The sequence below is a fragment of the Brevibacillus sp. YAE8 genome, from assembly GCF_057543335.1.
In genome coordinates this window covers 53,939-71,404 of record NZ_BAAIYG010000023.1, presented here as the reverse complement: position 1 = coordinate 71,404, position 17,466 = coordinate 53,939, and the positions used below count along the sequence as shown (strand labels likewise).

Annotated in this window: 13 protein-coding genes; 10 read left to right on the top strand and 3 right to left on the bottom strand. The window is 53.1% G+C overall.

From position 1 onward, the window contains the following. The first annotated feature begins 147 nt into the window (after positions 1 to 147). A complete protein-coding gene (locus AC27IT_RS21190) occupies positions 148 to 4,494 on the top strand; it encodes an Ig-like domain-containing protein (RefSeq protein ID WP_487092081.1) in 4,347 nt (1,448 codons plus the stop codon). A gap of 69 nt (positions 4,495 to 4,563) precedes the next feature. On the opposite strand, the gene AC27IT_RS21185 is transcribed toward AC27IT_RS21190, so the two are convergent. Genes AC27IT_RS21185 through AC27IT_RS21175 form a run of 3 tightly spaced genes read right to left on the bottom strand, consistent with a single transcriptional unit; the run spans position 4,564 to position 7,758 of the window. After that, entirely contained in the window at positions 4,564 to 6,465 is a 1,902-nt protein-coding gene (locus AC27IT_RS21185) for a hypothetical protein (RefSeq protein ID WP_007778831.1), read from the bottom strand. 4 nt (positions 6,466 to 6,469) lie between these two features. Then, complete coding sequence (locus tag AC27IT_RS21180) at positions 6,470 to 7,243, bottom strand: PilW family protein (protein ID WP_283858675.1); 774 nt, start codon at positions 7,241 to 7,243, stop codon at positions 6,470 to 6,472. Next, complete coding sequence (locus AC27IT_RS21175; RefSeq protein WP_005830893.1) at positions 7,240 to 7,758, bottom strand: type IV pilus modification PilV family protein; 519 nt, start codon at positions 7,756 to 7,758, stop codon at positions 7,240 to 7,242. The genes AC27IT_RS21180 and AC27IT_RS21175 overlap by 4 nt, the downstream gene beginning before the upstream one ends. A gap of 178 nt (positions 7,759 to 7,936) precedes the next feature. Here AC27IT_RS21175 and AC27IT_RS21170 point away from each other — a divergent pair, with 178 nt between their 5' ends. From AC27IT_RS21170 to AC27IT_RS21130, 9 genes are all read left to right on the top strand, one after another. After that, complete coding sequence (locus tag AC27IT_RS21170; RefSeq protein WP_290426897.1) at positions 7,937 to 8,731, top strand: hypothetical protein; 795 nt, start codon at positions 7,937 to 7,939, stop codon at positions 8,729 to 8,731. 23 nt (positions 8,732 to 8,754) lie between these two features. Then, on the top strand, positions 8,755 to 10,338 hold the full coding sequence (locus tag AC27IT_RS21165) for a VanW family protein (RefSeq protein ID WP_487092080.1): 1,584 nt from the start codon (positions 8,755 to 8,757) through the stop codon (positions 10,336 to 10,338). Between the two features lie 33 nt (positions 10,339 to 10,371). Then, on the top strand, positions 10,372 to 12,030 hold the full coding sequence (locus AC27IT_RS21160) for a GspE/PulE family protein (protein WP_290426900.1): 1,659 nt from the start codon (positions 10,372 to 10,374) through the stop codon (positions 12,028 to 12,030). A gap of 31 nt (positions 12,031 to 12,061) precedes the next feature. Then, positions 12,062 to 13,105, top strand: a complete 1,044-nt coding sequence (locus tag AC27IT_RS21155) for a type IV pilus twitching motility protein PilT (protein WP_005830885.1) — start codon at positions 12,062 to 12,064, stop codon at positions 13,103 to 13,105. Then, positions 13,105 to 14,313 (top strand): type II secretion system F family protein, encoded by a 1,209-nt coding sequence (locus AC27IT_RS21150; RefSeq protein ID WP_429776159.1) that lies wholly within the window; start codon positions 13,105 to 13,107, stop codon positions 14,311 to 14,313. The genes AC27IT_RS21155 and AC27IT_RS21150 overlap by 1 nt, the downstream gene beginning before the upstream one ends. A gap of 21 nt (positions 14,314 to 14,334) precedes the next feature. Then, positions 14,335 to 14,787 carry a competence type IV pilus major pilin ComGC gene (locus AC27IT_RS21145; protein WP_327944752.1) on the top strand — a complete coding sequence of 151 codons (453 nt, stop codon included), beginning with the start codon at positions 14,335 to 14,337 and terminating at the stop codon, positions 14,785 to 14,787. A 90-nt stretch (positions 14,788 to 14,877) separates the two neighbouring features. After that, positions 14,878 to 15,639, top strand: coding sequence for a prepilin peptidase (locus AC27IT_RS21140; protein WP_007780131.1), 762 nt, complete (start codon positions 14,878 to 14,880; stop codon positions 15,637 to 15,639). A 105-nt stretch (positions 15,640 to 15,744) separates the two neighbouring features. Then, positions 15,745 to 16,791, top strand: a complete 1,047-nt coding sequence (gene pilM / locus AC27IT_RS21135) for a type IV pilus biogenesis protein PilM (protein ID WP_005830877.1) — start codon at positions 15,745 to 15,747, stop codon at positions 16,789 to 16,791. 6 nt (positions 16,792 to 16,797) lie between these two features. Continuing rightward, the gene (locus AC27IT_RS21130) at positions 16,798 to 17,457 is read left to right on the top strand and encodes a PilN domain-containing protein (RefSeq protein ID WP_005830874.1); all 660 of its coding nucleotides are present in this window, start codon (positions 16,798 to 16,800) and stop codon (positions 17,455 to 17,457) included. Positions 17,458 to 17,466 lie beyond the last annotated feature (9 nt).

The following is a 17,466-nucleotide window of genomic DNA, read 5'->3' as shown; positions in this document are numbered from 1 at the left end:
AGTGCAAAAGTACCAATATTGGCGTAATCTGATAGTAATATAGTCGTTGGCGGATTGCTAGACAGCTAAAGGGCAAAACCGTCATGATTTTGCTTCTGGCGCTTATACGAAGCCAAGCCAAAAAGGAAAAAGGAGGAGAGGGAAAAAGTGAGAGTATGGAGGCTTTTGCTATTGTTCCTGCTCATGGTTCAACTGACGTTGGGGACTTGGGGGCCGCAGGCGATTAGCCATGCGAATAGCGGGAACGACTTGAAAAAGCAGATTTTGGAGATTACGGATTCCGGCAGTTCGGAGCTTTCCTTGTCCAGTTCCGACTATGCGATCACGACGATGAGCATGAAAAAATTCGTCGCGATTCGCGAAGAGCTGGACGGGAAATACGATGCGATCTACATCGGCTCCGGGAAGTACAGCACGGATCCGGTAAGCTATCGCAACATGGAAAACTCCAGTTCCCCGACGGATCGGGCCAACGCGCACGATACAAAAAACAAAATGAACGACATCACCGACCTGAAGGCCGAAGCGATCAAAAAGGAGTTTATCAGCAAAGGCCAACTGGTAGTCTTGCACAACGATACCGTTACCAAAAATACAGGCAAGTTGAAAGCGCATTTTAACCCATATAAAAGTGGCAGCCAGAAAAATGTCCTTTTTGCCAGCAGCGCCTCAGATGCAGCGAAAAAAATTGCGCAAAACATAGCGACAAGACCGCGCTTGACCATTCTTTCCCAGCCGAGCGATTACACGCTTTCCTCGCATGCCATTTACGGTCCGGGAGATAAGATCACCTACACGTTCAAGTTGGCGAACTACTCTTCTTTTGTCGGCCGCGGGCTGAGCGCCAATCTGTACATTGACGCTGACTTCGACAAAGTATATGAGCCGGAAGAGCTGGTCAGCACGACTTCGCTTACGGCGAACAACGCAGCCAACGAGCTTTCCTTCGTCCTGCCAAAAGGCTTGTCCACGCTGTACTACTGGAAGCTGGAGCTGGTAGACGAAGCGACCAAGCTGAAAGATTACGAGACAGGCATTTTTCAGTTCCGCGATCAAAAAGTGAACGTCAGGGTGCTGCAAGTAACCGTCAGCTCCAATGACGAGAGCGATTTGAACAAGCGGATTCAGAAGGCGTATCTGGACAACGGCACCGATTACGCCCTCCAGATCAATACGGTTTCGATGAGTGATTTCAACAAAACGTACTACAAGACCTTGAACGGCAACTACGACATGCTGGTGTTTGGCTTCCGGGATACATACAACGAAGGCGCGTCGATCAGTACAGCAGCAGCCGAAGCGGTGCAATCTTTTATCCGCACAGGCCAGGGCGTCATGTTTTCCCACGATACGATCTACCGCAGCAGCAACAACTGGCTCACGTATTTCAAAGACATTAGCGGACAAATCGACCCGATGCACAACCTGGGCTTCGGAGCGCCGAACCGTTCGAAAACGACCAAGCAAGTCAACAGCGGCTTGCTGACGCAGTACCCGTTTGCTTTGGGAGAATCCGTCACGGTGGCGGAAACGCACGACCAGTACTATACGCTTGACCTGGAAGATCCGACTGTCATTCCGTGGTACAACATGACAGGCAGCAACCGGGACGTCGACGATAGCTGGAACCATTACTACACCTACTCCAAGGGAGGCGTCACCTACTCGGGTACGGGACACACCTCCAGCAGCTTTCCGGATTCCGAGCAAAAGCTGTTCGTCAACACGCTGTACCGCGCCTTCATCGGTGCCAACCATGCGCCGATCATTACGATGATTGCGCCAAATGACAAGGAGCGCATTCGCAGCACCGACAAGGCGTTCGATATCGTCTACCGCGTGGACGACTACGATTTGAAAGACTTCATGCTGAAAACGAAAATCTACGTCGACGGCAAGCAGGTCTACTCCAATGATCGGACAGGTAACGGCTCGATCGTCATTTATCAGGCGGCCAATACCAAGCCGAACGGCGGCGAGATCGAGATCAGGGTAGAGGTGGAAGACAGCAAGGGAGCCAAGCAAACCGTTACGCGAAAAGTCATCGTGGACAAAGTGACACCTGCGCTCGCCCTGTCTCGCAAAGTGCTCAATGAAAATCCGGGACGGATCAAGAAAAGCGATCCGATCGCGATCGAGTACACCATCGAGCCTAGGGATATTCCCGTCAGCGAGCTGGCGTTGACAGGTCTGCGTCCAATCTGGATGCCGCAGGAGAGCTATGTGGTCGGCCAGGCGTATTCGTTCCAGGACCCGACAAAAGGAGATTTTGGACCGATTGCGTGGGCAAGTCCAAACACTGGCACGGCATACCTGAATCTGTTGAAGACAGGCTACACCCAATCCGTTTCACTCGGTGCGACCGTCAATACGCTGCCAGGCAGCAATCTGAAAAACGAACTGAATGAAGGCTTGAAATATTTGTATGATCGAAAGGCGATCATTACGCTGCCGATCGTCGACGATACGAAGCTGACCAGCAGTTCCACAGCGGCGCCGATCCTCAACTTTGGCCGCTTTGAAGTGAAAAAGGATGCGGCTGGCAACTACACAGGCGTCTTCCAGGGATACGTGTATCAGGTTACTGGCAATCAGCTTACCTTGAAAAATATCAGCTTCAACGAAATTTACCCGGAGGGCATTGAAGTGAGCAGCAATTCCGAAGGGTGGCAACAGTCTACGTCAGGAGGCAAAAAGCAACTGGCTGGACAGTTGCAGGATGTGACGTACAACCTCGTGAATACGTCTGCCGGCAAGGTGTACCGTGCGGAGAAACAGCAATTCACCGTAGAGCTGAAAGCAACGAAAAGCGGTCTGTACACGCTCAACCAAGCTCAGATGAATTACACCGATTTTACGGAAGCGGAGATTACGGACAAGTTCAACAGCGTGAACTTCAATGTGTACACGGCTGTGGAAGGCGTCACCCTCAATAAAGAGCAAATTACACTCGTCGCGGAAGATCCGGCTCGCAATACCGAGAAGCTGGTGGCAACCGTCTTCCCGGCTGATGCAGAAAACAAAGACGTGAAATGGACCTCCAGCAACGAAAAAGTAGCGACCGTCGACTCGGTAGGGCGTGTCGTCGCTGTCGGCAGCGGTCAGGCAACGATCACGGTGACGACAGTGGACGGCGGATATACGGACACGTGCCTGGTCATCGTTTCGTCCCAGCCGCAGTTGACCATGACACCTAACGATGGCTGGAACAGCTTGTATCCAAAAGAAGTAGTCATTACGGCAGAAGTCATCCACTTCAGTAAAACCGAAGTGCTGCAACCGGATTTCCGCATCAACGGTACTTCTGTAGACCCTGGCACACCGAAGGCTCCGGTTGAAGTCGGAAACGGCCTGTTCAAAACGACGTACCAGTTTACGATTGAGCAAAATCAGACCTCGTTGGGCGGACCTTTTGTCGGGCCTGCGGTGATTACAGGTCAGGTGAAAAACGGGCTGGGACAGCTTTCCAACGAAGCAGAAGGGAAAGTCTACTTTAACCCGCCAATCGAAATTACGGCGACGGGCGAGCGAGAGGGCAGCTCGCAGACGGCCAAGCTTGTCGCTACGCCGTCTGGAACGATCATGCCAAATGCAACCTTTGGCTGGGTTTACGAGAGCGATAACAAGAATGTCAACCACCAGACGCAACTGACCGATTTCAACAACGGCACCACTGCTCAAGGCGTACCGTTGAAGCCAGGCGTGAACCACTTTGTAGTCGCCATGCGCCAAGACTTTAACGAGGACGGAGATACGACGGATGTTAATGAAATGAGTGTGTCGAAGGTCATCACGATCGGCGGTAGCGAGTATCCGGTATTTACGGCAGAGGCGGAGAAGGTTTTGGAGCTGGAAAGCATAGGGACTGTGAAGGTGACCCCTCAAGAGCATGTCACCGAGGATACCGTCTGGAAGTACAGCACAACGCCTAACCCTACGGAAAGCGACTTTACGCCTATTCCCAACATGGACAGCAAAAACGATAACTACCTGGACATTCCGCTGCGCACGGAAGGCGGAAAGTACGTGGAAACCACGGTTATCATCAAGGCAGATAATGGCGACGGCTATGTGACGACTCGCCAGGTTGTCCTGACACCGCCGAAAGAAAGAACTTCGCCGTATGCCTTTGTCATCTCGACTGGAAGCGTGCAGGAAAACAGGGCGGTAAACGTGCGCCTGGGCTACTCTTTTAAAGACGTAGATGTCGATGGCAGAGTCAAGGTCAACGTAAAAAATGCAAAATATACGATTGTGCAGGTCGGAAGCGGTGAACCTGGCACAACGGTTGCTCTCCCGCATAGCGATATTTTTGCAGAGAAGTTCCTCAATCTGAAAACGGACAATTCGAAGACGAAAACATACAAGATTACCGTAGAAGTCGAATACACCGTTACGACCATTCGCAAGGGAGGAAAGAAAATAGAATCCCCAATCAAGCATACGCAAGATGAGTTGACCATCACCGTTCTGGCAACGGGTACACGTCAATAACCGCTTCCTGACATGAAAAATAGAAAGTGCCAATGCGAACTGGTTTGTCTCGCATTGGCACTTTTGCTTTTACTCCAGGATCGGATCTCCTACTTCGGGATACTCTTTGTCGTACATGTCGATGTGAAAACGGTCGCCAGGCGGGAGGCCCGGTGTCTTCTCTTCGAAAATGTTGCGGTCAAAAGAAATCGACATGTGCGTCGGTGGCTTTTCCGCACGGTCTTCGCGCACGGAGTTCAATTCGATGTAGCTGGTTCCTTCTTCTACAGCATCACGCACGCTGCGGCCTGTGGCGATTCCGCCAATCAGCCGGTTGTGGGAGTTGATCGAGTAAATCTCCATGGCGCTCTCCGAGTACAGGAAGGCCGAGAGTGGATAAATGTCCTTGCTGTCGATCGAGCTTTCGTCCTTGTACCTGTCTGTGAGGCTGATCGTGCCGGACGCGATAATGACCAGGTTGTTTTTCCGACCGGGCTGCGTAATATTTTGGATCTCGCGAATGACCACGTTGCCATCGACATAAACCGTGCCGTTGATGGACACGTCTCCGACAATGTCCAGGTTGCCCTTGATGTAGATCGTGCCCGTGTAAGTGAAAGGCTTGCCTTCATGGTCCGGCTCCGCCTTGAACGAGCCGCTTCTGCCCATCTCTACCGCTGCCATTCCTTCGCCGTCCGGACCGCTGATGTACAGATGGCGAATGTTTTCCAGCGAATCTCCCGTGAAGCGGGCCGTCAGGTTCAGGAAATCCGGGTTGGCATCGCGATAAGGCGATTCGATGACGAGCAACTCACCGCTCGGCGCGTAGGCATCGATAAAGCCAGGAGGCACTGCGCCATCCGCTTCGTCAGGGTCTCTGAACCATCTGGCCGATTCGACAGGCGGCATTTGCTGTGCGCTGGTCGCGAGTGCTTTTCCTTCGCGGATGCGGTCGGAGACGTATTTCGCCGTGCTTCCCACTTGTTCATCTATGAACAGCGAATCTGTCGGACGGTTTCTTTCGGTCACGATAGGCGGCTCATATCCGGGGATGTACGGCGTGGCCGGATCAGCACTGAGCGTAACCGCATTTTCCTCCGTGTCTGGCAGCGGGCTGGGGACGAAGGCAGATTCCAGATCAGCAATTCGCGGGCCGGAAAAAGCGGTGCTGCTCGGCTCCTCCGCAGGAAAAGCGGCAATTTCCATCAGGCGGCTGCGGCTCGGCAGGAAAATTTCGCCCTCCACGTAGTTGGGACCGCTTGTGCCGACCTCCCAGACTACCTCATCGTTTGCCGGATCGCTGTCCTCCGTATTTTTCAACGAGCTGTAACGATAGCGCGAGCTGGTCACAACCGAGTCGGCTGCGATGTTGCCAATCACGTTGCTCCCGCCGAAAAGCCGCAGTTGGCCGGGAGTGCTGATCGCATAGTGAAAAGGCGCAGGCACGGTATTCACGTAGACAGTCGAGGTGAGCTTGACCTTCCGCAAGTTTTCCGCCCGGTCGGGAATGCCGATCACGGACACTTTGAGCTTCAGCACATACGGCTGGCTGGTGCTGCCGGTGTCGCGGGGAATCCGCGACTCGATGGCGGTATGGATGGCGAAGCTGCCGTTCATGCCCGGCAAGCGGATTTCCTTGTATGTATTCGGTTCCGTAGCGGAGATGCTCTCGACCAGGTCGATGACCTTGTCGCTGGATTGGGTCACTGGCACCTCAGTGGGACGCGACAAAGAATCCCGCACCTCGCTGATCGTCCCATTCCCGTTCAGGAAGGAATGAGGCATCTGCAACTGCGTCTCCAAATACTCCTGGAAATAGGCCAGTCCCGCGTCTGCCAGCAGTTTGCCCTGCACCTCATCCTCGGCAAAGGTGCGCTGCTTTACGCTCTGCATGGTGTAGCTGGCGAGCGAGAGGGCCAGGACCGTAAACAGGACAATGATAAAAAAGACGATGACAAGGGCGCCGCCCCTCTCTTCTTTGACGATCTGCATGGACTCACCCCTTCTGCTCGCTGCCCAGCTCGATTTCCGTACGGACGACACGTACATACTGGGCTTTTTCCGTGTTTTGTGTGACGGCGTTCTCCACCTCGGTCCAATTGGCAAAAAGCTGGTGGTTTTGCCTGTCCTCCTCTGTGGAAGGAAGCGGGAAAGAACCGTAGCGCAGGGCAACGACGAGATAGAGAACTACCTGTTTTTTGGCAGCATCGTCGTTTTCTTGCTGAGGCATGGTGAAAAAGCCTTTTACCATATACTGGTTACGATCTGCCGGAAAGGGAATGTGGCTGCATGGATTGATCTCTGACCCGTGTGTTTCACAGGCGGCAAAAGCATACGTTTCCCTGGTGAGCAGCGACACTGTTTGCGTGCTCGTGGAGGCTCGATCAATTTTGACGGAGCGCTTGTGCAAATAGACCCGGCTGGAGCTGGTGGCATCGGCAAACTCGGGAAAAGAGGCGCTGACGATATGCCGTGCTGCCGTATCGTCCGCTGATCCTTGCTCGGGGTCGGCCGAGGCAGAAGGCAGCTTGACGTAGTCCGCCTCCTGGATCGTGCGCATCACGTCGCCAATGACAAAATCTGTATCGTTTCGCAACGTGTTTTTTAAGGAAGTAGTTTGATAGATTTCTACTCCTTTGACGTACACACCGATCAGCGGGATCAAGATGGCAAAGAAAATGAGCGACGTGGTGAGCACCTCAACGAGCGTAAGCCCGCGTTCATCCTTGAGGTATTTGGTTAGCGGTAGTTTGCGCGATCTGATTATCATGCGTCATTCTCCTGCCCAATCTCTGGATTGGCTATCAATGTTTCCAGCTCCGCGACTTTCACATCGTTTGAAAAGACTGTGACGACGACTCTGATGAGCGACTGGGATGCTGTTTGCTCTGTTGTGATAAACCGGGGGAGCACGTAAGTCTGGTAGACGCGATCGTTGATGGTCATGTCAGCGAGCTTGATCCCCTTGAAGTCGTTGGGCCAATTCGGTGCCTCGTTGGAGCAGATGCTTGCGAGCAGGTGAAAAGGAAGCGGTTTGCCCAAGTATTGATCTGCCAGCGAAATTCCTTGCTGCTGATCGGCTGGGATCACGCCATTTCCGGCCCGCCACTCTTCCACAGTCTGCCTGGCCAAGTTCATGGCGACTTGCCGACTGTCCTGATTGCCGGAGATTTCAAAGCTTCTGACGAGAAAATGGCTCAAAAACAGGAGGGCGATGGAAAAAATCAGAAGCGATGCGACCACTTCGACCAAGGACAAGCCTTTTTCGTTATCTAGTACTTTCATCCTGGTTATCCTCCTGGAAAGGTTCGTGACCTTATTGTACACGAAATGAGAAAAATAGGATATTATACAGGAATGTCAAAATTTCGAACAGGAATTTGCACATCAAAGTCGAATCGGGTTAGAGAGAAAGGAATGGGTCTAATGGCATATTTTTTTGAGAGGATAGGGTGAAATAAAGATGGATACAACAGGTGTCCTGATATTTATTGGCTGCTATTTTCTATTGTCTGCCCTATTTGGAGTGATGCTCTATCGGAGGGCGAAGCGCACTTTTGCGCGAAAAGGCTGGCTGGTAGCAGCGGGGGCGGTCCTGATCGGCGCCGTTTCTCCTTTCTTTATTGCTTACACAAGCTTGTGGCTGTGGCTGTCCGTTTTTCTTTTGCTCGCGGTTTGCCTGGCGTGGGGCGCATGGAAGCTGTCCGCAGTGCCTGTAAGGAGAGGCGGATTTGCTCCTGTTTTTTCTGTGCCGGCGACAGCGGAGCTGGGTCGGCAGCATCCGTGGAGTTTGGAAGAGGCAGCGGATGAGCAGCAAGACGAAGGCGTGCCAGCAGTGAGCGAGCTTGAGCAGCAGCATGAGAGTGAGCACCAGCATGAGCATGAGCTTGAGCATGACCTTGACCTTGAGTTGGAACTGGAGCTGGAGGAAGAAGTCGAACAGGCGGCTTTGGCTGAAGTGGCCGTGAGCCAGGAGGAAGGCAGCTTGCCGGAAATCCGCGACGAGGATGAGGCGATCAGCTACGACTTTTTGCAGGAGGAAGAAGCGGAGACGATTCCGTTCATGCCTGCACTGGAGCCTCCTTCGGCAAAAATAGAGGCCGAGGAAGCAGACGAGGATCGGATCATCTACTTTTTCGAGGAAGAGCCTCCTGCCGAAAAGAAAACCATGCCTGACACAACGGAACGGACAGATGTCGGGAAAGCAGATGAGCATGAATGGAATTTCATCCACGATGACAAGCAGACAAATGAATAACCGATAAAGAAAGGCGTTGACGTATGTACGCAACCCAACTCTCGCCTCGACGGCGCTATTCGTTTTCTTGGTTCTTTGCCATATTTTTCGTCCAGCTCATCCTGATCCCGGCGCTTTCGCTTTTTTCGATGATCGAGTGGGGAGGCGCCACTTTTGGCGAGAAGATTTTCCAGGAAGAGATCAGGATCGCATCGCTTCCCGTAGGCGGCCAGACATATGAGGAAGCAAGGCAGAAGCTGCTTGAGGCCGTACAGGCAAGCCGAAATACAGAAATTCGCTTTGTACTGGATGGACAAGCGTACCCGATTGACAAAAGCAAGCTGCAACTCAGCTTTGATGTAGAAGCGACCTTGCAGGAGGCGTATGCCCGCTCCCGAGAAAAGACCGGGTTTTTCTCCCGCTTGTGGGGGGATTCTGCGCCTGTCAATGTGCCGATCAAGATTGCCTTTGATCGCGCGGAGATGTCCAGACAGCTTGACGCCATCGGACAACAGATCGAGCGCCCGGCTGTGTCTGCGACAGGAGCTGTTTCGGGGAATACGATCTCAATCGTGCCAGAGGTGGTCGGTTACCGGATCAATCTGGAGCAGTCTTTGTCCGCCTTTGAGCAAGTCATCTCGTCCAATCTCGCAGATTGGTCGGGAGAGCTTCGTCTGGCTGTACAGGAGGACGTGCCACAAATCCGCACAGCAGATTTGGAGTCGATCAAAAACATGCTGGCTGAGCAGTCTTTGCCGATGGCTGTTTCCGGGAGCAGCGGGCTTGCCAATTTGCAGCAGCTCGTCTCCCGCCTGAACGGCACGGTCGTTTTGCCTGGCGAGACGTTTTCCTTCCTGAAGGCGACAGGGCCGTACACGCAGGAAAACGGCTATGTGCTGCAGCCGATTCTCGCCGACGAACAAGTCGTTCCGGACCAGCTCGGTGGAGCCGCGACACAGGCAGCGACTGCTCTCTACCAAACCATTTTGCAGAACCGTCTGACCGTGATCGAGCGGCATGCGGCTCAGCGGCCTGTTTCCTATACAAGTGCAGGGCTGGAAGCGCGGGTCGATGGGGAAGAACTCGATCTGCGCTTTTCCAACCAGACGGAGAAGCCGCTGTTTATCCATGCGGCACTGCAGAACAATCAGGTGCGAGTGGCGCTTTTCGGGGCAAAGCAGGACGTGCCTGTGGCGACGCTTGTTACGGAAAAAGGCGCGACGGTGTCGCCGAATACGATTGTTCGCGTAGACCAAACGCTGGGGCCAAACGAGGAGTTCATCGAGCGCAAAGGCAGCGAGGGCTTCACGATCGCCGTTTACCAGAGCTGGCAGGAGAAAGGGATATTCCGGAAGCAAAAGGTTTCCGAGGATTACTACAAGCCGCTGCACAACGTCGTTGCGGTTGGCCCCGTTTATGAAAAAGACAAGAAGGCGCGGGCGACAACTGTGCCAGGGGCGCAACAGGAAGGCGATGCGGCTCCGGCCGAAACGGCTGATGACGGCGGCGGAACACCTGCCGCTGCACCGCCTCCAGACATACCGATGCCAAGCGCCCCTTCCACTGACGCAAACAGCGGAAGCACTGGCGGGACGGAAGTGGTAAACGGCATTATTTATCAAAACTAGGCAAAGCAACCGTACGTAAGAGGGGGGAGTCTCTTGTCCCGCAAAAGGCTTGGCGACATCTTGGTCGAGAGCGGCATCGTTACCACCGACCAGTTGCAGGAAGCGCTGGTCGAACAAAAAAAATCGAAGCTGAAGCTCGGTGACCACCTGCTGCAAAGCGGCTACATCACCGAGCAGCAACTGATTGAAATTCTGGAATACCAGTTGGGGATTCCCCATGTCAGCCTGTTTCGCATGCGTCTGGATCCGTCTTTGTCAGCGATTGTGCCAGAGGAGCTGGCTCGCCGCCACTCGCTGGTTCCGTTGAAAAAAGAAGAGAACAAGCTGACTGTCGCGATGGTTGACCCGCTTGATTACTACGCAATTGACGAGCTGAGGATGAGCACGGGTTTTGTCATTAACGTGGTGATCGCGACCCGCGACGAGATTCAGCGCGCCATCTCGCGAATGTACAGCATGCAAGGCTCTGTGCAGGAGCTGATGGAAGGCATCGAAGTGCCGGAGGATTTGGAAGAAGCGCGGATTTTTGACGACAACTCGCCGATTGTTCGCCTGGTCAACCAAATGTTTGAGCAGGCTGTCCAGCTTCGGGCGAGCGACATCCATATCGAGCCGATGGAAGACGGCATCCGCGTCCGTTTCCGCATCGATGGTCTGATGCGAACGGAGCGGGTTTTGCCGCGGCACATGCAGGGGATGCTGACGGCCCGGCTGAAAATCATGGCGAATCTGAACATCGCCGAACGCAGGATGCCGCAGGATGGCCGGGTGCAGATGAATGTAGACTTCAAGGAAATTGATATCCGGATGTCGACTTTGCCTACCATCTACGGGGAAAAAATCGTCATGCGTCTGCTTGACCTGACCAACGCTCTGGTGGAGATGAGCCAGCTCGGCTTGTCGAAGCGCAATCTGGCGATGTTTCAAGAGCTAGTTACGATGTCCAACGGGATCGTACTGGTGACGGGCCCGACGGGAAGCGGGAAATCGACGACGTTGTACTCGGCGCTCAACCATTTGAACTCAGAGCATGTCAACATCATTACCGTCGAGGACCCTGTCGAGTATCAGCTTGACGGGATCAACCAGGTGCAGGTCAACGAAAATATCGGGATGAGCTTCGCCTCCGCGCTGCGCTCGATTTTGCGCCAAGACCCGGACATCATCATGGTCGGGGAGATTCGCGACAAGGAGACGGCTGAAATCGCCATCCGCGCCGCGCTCACCGGACACTCGGTGTTCAGCACGCTGCATACCAACGACGCGGTCAGCAGCATTACCCGTCTCGTGGACATGGGCATTCCGTCGTTTTTGATCGCTTCTTCGGTGCACGGCGTACTCGCGCAGCGGCTCGTCCGTCGCATCTGCAAGGACTGCAAGCAGGAATACCAGGCGTCCGAACAGGAGAAGAAGCTGTTTGCCCAAAAAGGGTTGAACGTGGAAACATTATGGAGGGGAAAAGGCTGCGCAAGCTGTCAAATGACCGGATACCGAGGCAGGATCGCCGTTCACGAGGTGTTCAAGATCGACGACACGATCCGCTCGATGCTGATTCAAAACCTCCCGTCCCACGAGTACAAAAAGTATGCGATGAAAAACGGGATGGTCCTGTTGTTCGACGATGGCCTGCTCAAAGTAAAGCAGGGCATCACCACCATGGAAGAAATTTATCGGATATCGGTCAGCCAGTGACGGCCGACGTCAGGAAGAGGGAGGATGAAGCGTGTCTAGTGTCGATATTAACAAGCTGCTGAAGTACGCCTTTGAAAAAAGAGCATCCGACCTGCACATATCGGTAGGGACGTCGCCTGTCTTTCGGATTGACGGCGAGCTGAAGCGGCTGGATTTGCCGCCGCTCACTCCGGAAGACACCGAGTCGATGGCGCGGACCTTGATCCAGGAGCACATGTACCACAAGTTCCAGGAAAAAGGCGAGCTGGATTTCTCTTACGGCCTGGCAGGGGTGTCCCGTTTTCGGGTGAACGCGTATCAGCAGCGCGGCTGCACAGGGATCGTGGCTCGGGTCATTCCGACATCGGTGCCGACCATTGAATCGCTCTGTATGCCGGAGATTTTGCGGAAATTCTCGCAAAAGCCCCAGGGACTGCTGCTGGTAACAGGTCCGACAGGCAGCGGGAAATCGACCACGCTTGCCGCGATGATCGACTATATCAACCGCACGATGAGAAAGCATGTGATTACGTTGGAGGACCCGATCGAGTATTTACACAAGCATCAGCTCTCCATCGTGAACCAGCGCGAGATCGGCTTTGATACAAAAGATTTTGCCAGCGGGCTGCGGGCCGCGCTGCGCCAGGACCCTGACGTGATTCTCGTCGGCGAGATGCGCGATCTGGAGACGATCAGCACCGCGATTACGGCGGCGGAGACCGGACATTTGGTGCTCGCGACGCTGCATACGTCAGACGCACCGCAGACCATCGACCGGATTATTGACGTTTTCCCCGGCAGCCAACAGCCGCAAATGCGGACACAGCTCGCTTCCGTCCTGGTCGGCATCATCTCGCAGCGCCTTTTTCCGAAGGTAGGCGGTGGCAGGACGGTGGCGACGGAGATTCTCGTCAATACCCCTGCGGTCGCCAACCTGATTCGCAGCGAAAAGGTGCATCAGATCAAGAGCATTCTCCAGACAAGCAGGGAGATGGGCATGCATACGCTGGAGATGTCGATCAAGGAGCTGATCGCAAGTGGCACGATCACGATGGAGGCGGCCCAGTATTTCCTGAATGAGAGGGTGCTGGAGTAATGCCTACTTTTCAATACGAAGGCCGCGAGCGGACGGGGAAAAAGGTCAGGGGCAAAATCGAAGCCAATACAAGAAACTCTGCCATCATGGAATTGAAGCAGCAAGGCGTCCTCGTGCTGAACATGCAGGAGCAGATCAAAGGCGTGCTCGACCGCAACATCGAGCTCACCCGCCCGGTAAAAGGCAGGGACATCGTCATTTTCTTGCGCCAGTTTGCCACGCTGATTCGCGCGGGCATCGGGATCGTAGAATCGGTACATATCCTCGCTGCACAGACCGAGAGCAAAAAGCTGCGCAAATACTTGGTGGATATCGAGGTAGATTTGCAGCAAGGGACACAACTGTCCGAGGCGTGCGCCAAGTTTCCGAAGGTGTTTGAGCCGCTATTCATCAGCATGGTGCGCGCGGGCGAGGCGTCGGGGAATATGGAGCTTGTGCTGGACAGGCTGGCTACGTTTTACGAAAAGTCCTACTACACAAAGGAAAAGATCAAGTCGGCGATGGCGTACCCGGTGACCGTAGGCTTGATGTCCGTCACCGTCACGGTCTTTTTGCTGGTCAGCATTGTGCCGACGTTTGTCGATATGTTTGCAGGCTTTCAAGCGGAATTGCCGGCGATTACGAAAGCGGTCATGGGCTTTAGCAACAGCCTGGTTGAAGTGTGGTATCTCTATTTTCTGGGACTTTTGGCACTGTTTATCGGTTTTCGAATTTTTGTCAACACTTCTTATGGACGATATTACACTGACTATGGTATGTTGAAACTACCAATATTCGGCAAGCTGCTGCAAAAAGGCGCGGTAGCAAGAATGACCAGAACGCTTGCTACGTTATTTGCCAGCTCGGTTCCGATTCTGCAATCTCTCAACATCGTCGAGGGAGTGGTAGGGAACCAGCTTATCAGCAAATCCATTGGCGAAGCGAAAGAAAGCCTGCGCCAAGGTCGTCCTCTGTCAGAGCCGTTCAAAAAATCGTGGGTAATCCCTCCGATGGTGTCCCATATGATTGCGGTTGGCGAAGAGACAGGTTCGCTTGATTCGATGCTGGACAAGGTTGCAGATTTCTACGAAAAGGAAGTGGAGAACTCTGTTGACAAAATCAAGTCGCTAATCGAACCAATTATGATCGTCTGTTTGTCCGGAATTGTGGGAGCCATCGTGTTATCTATCATGGTGCCGATGTTTGATATCTTCAGTAAAGTAAAATAACGGTCGGGGAGGAGTACTTGTATGTTGAAAAGAATGTTGAAGAATGAGAGAGGCTTTACACTGATCGAGCTGTTGGCTGTTATTGTGATTTTAGGGATTATTGCTGCGATTGCGGTTCCTTCGATCGGGAATATTATTGACAACTCCCGAAAAGATTCGCACATTGCGAATGCTCGCATGATTGTGGATGCGACGAGAATGTATTTGGTGAATAACTCGAGTGCAGCATCCCCAGTGACTCTGAAGACTCTCGTAGATAATGGTTATATCAACAATCCGACCGTGCCTGGGTTTGATGAAAATTATGACCCAGATGATACTAAAGTAACCTTCGATAAAGATAAGACAACCGGCCATGTCAAGGAATACTTGGTTACGTTAGTAGTGGACACCCAGTATGTTATTGGTTCAGCAACTAAAGCTGAGAACGTAGACGAATTAACTCGTGAAAAGGTAACATTGCCAACAAACTAATGACTTTGCCTATGGTGGACTTCCTTCACAAGAAGAAGGAAGTCTTTTCTGTAAGCTTGTCGCAGCGATACTCCCAGCAGAGGTGAAGAAATGCTCCAACTACCACTCTCCATAAGCTTCTTCCTCCTCGGCCTCCTCTTTGGCTCCTTCTACAACGTAGTTGGGCTGCGAGTGCCAAAAAAACAGTCCATCATTTACCCGCCGTCGCATTGTCCGACCTGTAAGCGGCGGTTATTGCCCGGAGAATTAATCCCGGTTATTTCCTATCTTCTCGCAAAAGGAAGATGCAAGGGCTGCAAGACGGCGATTTCTCCGCTCTATCCGGTGATGGAGGGCTTGACGGGGCTTGGTTTTGTCCTTGTCTATTTGCGGTACGATCTGACCTGGGAGACGTTGCTCGGGATGTTGTTTGTCTCCCTGCTGTCGATCATCACGGTGGCGGATTTGACGTATCGGCTGATCCCGAATAAAGTGCTGCTGCTGTTCTTTTTGCTTTTTCTCGTCATGCGCTTTTTTTGGCCCTATGGCGATGCCAGCTATGTAGCGCATTTGATCGGGATGGCGGCAGGGTTTTTGTTCTTTTTTCTGCTTGCAGTCATCACGCGTGGCGGGATGGGGGGCGGCGATACCAAGCTGTTTGCTGTGATCGGGATGTTTCTGTCGCCGACGCTGTTGTTTTTGACCGTGTTTCTCTCCTCGGCCTTTGGCGCCTTGTATGGACTGTTTCTGCTGGCGATTCGCAGGGCGACGCGCAAGTCGATGATTCCGTTTGGGCCGTTTATTGCGCTGGGAGCCGTCACCGCCTATTTATACGGTTCGGCTATCGTGGACTGGTATTTATCTTTTTATTAAGCCATCGGTCTGCCACTATTTACGGCAGGGTGGAGGCGAGCTTTGTCTAATTTAGTAGAAAACAAGAAATGCATTTCCTAGCATCAATAGAAAGGGTGGAGTCGAATGGGGGTCCATCTGCCGTTTCTCCCGTCCAAAAAGAGAATTGGCATTACGATAGAAGATGACGGGATTCGCGTCGTCGAAACGTCGCAGAACGCAGGAGCTGTCCAGGTCCACCAGATGGGCATGATTCCGTTGGAGCGAGGTTTGCTTGTCGGCGGGAAGATTATGAACCAGCAGGCGCTGGAGCAGCAACTGTCCGCAGCCAAAAATCAGTTACTATTGAGCGGGAACAAGGTGTGCCTTGCCGTACCGAGCTCGTTTGTCGTCATCAGGAAGATCGCTTTGCCGCGAGTGCCGGATAAGGAAGTTCGCCCCTTGATCGAGATCGAGCTGGAATCATCCGTTCACTTGCCGTTTTCCCGTCCTTATTTTGACTATTACAAGCTGCCGAAAAACAATGTGTGGGCGCTTCCCAACCAATTCTCCGCCGAAAAGCTCGGCTCGGGAGAGGAGGAGCAGTATCTGGTCATTGCGGCGCCGGGTGAGCTGATTGACCAGTATTTGTCGCTTTTGAAGGTGCTCCGTTTGGAGGCGACTTCGGTTGATATCGAGCCGTTGGCGTTGCATCGGCTTCTGACCAGTGGCGGGATGGAGCTGAGCCGGAACATGCTCGTGGTGCAGCTCGGGGTACGCTCCATCAATGTCGGCATTTTTGAAGGCGATATTCCGGAGTTTTTGCGCAATATTCCGCTTGACCTGGAAAATTACAAGAACAGTGCAGACGAGAACGAGCCGTCGACCAAAGAGCTGCTGCAATTCCTTGAACGCCGCAGCGCCTTTTCCAACTTTGCGGAGGAGTTGGCACGAGAGCTGGAACGGGTAATTAACTTTTACCAGTTCTCCTTGAAAAACGGGATAGTCAAGCTGGACACGATGTACCTCACAGGCGACTTTCCCGACCTGGATAAAATGGTCAGGTTTTTGCGCGAGCGACTTCCTCAGTTGAAGATCGCGCCGCTGCCGCTAGAGCACATTGAGCACGTAGGGGCAAACCAGGCAATGCTGCAAGCCTTCTCTGTGGCGCTGGGATTATCTTTGAGAGGTTGAGGGCTATTGGTTACGATAAATCTGCTTCCGCGAAAGAAGCGGTTATTTACCGCCTCGCATATCGTATTGTCAGGAATCGGCTTGACGTGGGTAGCTGCTGCCAGCTTTCTCTGGCTCACGTATGGCTCAACGAATGAGTCGGTCACTCTCTTGAAACAGGAAATCAAAATGAAGGAAACGGCGATTGCTGCCCTGCAAAAACAGGCGGTAGCCGTGCAAGCGGACGACTCGCTGGATCAGTATGTGCTTTTTTCCGAGCGGATGCAGCAGTTGTTTTTGCCGACGAACCTGCTCATGGACGAGATAGCGCACGCTTTGCCCGAGCATGGCCGCCTGGACAGCATCAAGTATAGCTTGAGTGGCAGCATTGAACTGGAAGGCAGCTTTGAGCAGTACGAAGATGTTGCTGCGTACCTCCACAATTTGCAAGCCTCTCCCTACGTCGTGAAAGCGGAAGTTACCAGCATCAAGGCGAGAGAAATCAAATGGCAAGGCCCTGTAGATGACCAGGGAAAACCGCTGTCGGCCATTTTGAGCACCGTTGGCGGAAAGCTGCTCCCTCGCTATACTGCTTCCCTGAAAATAAAGGCGATTACTGTTGATTTGCAAGAGCTGGTTGCCAAGGAGCAAGCTGCCGCAACAGGAAAAGCCGAAGTGAAGAAGTAAGAGGAGGGG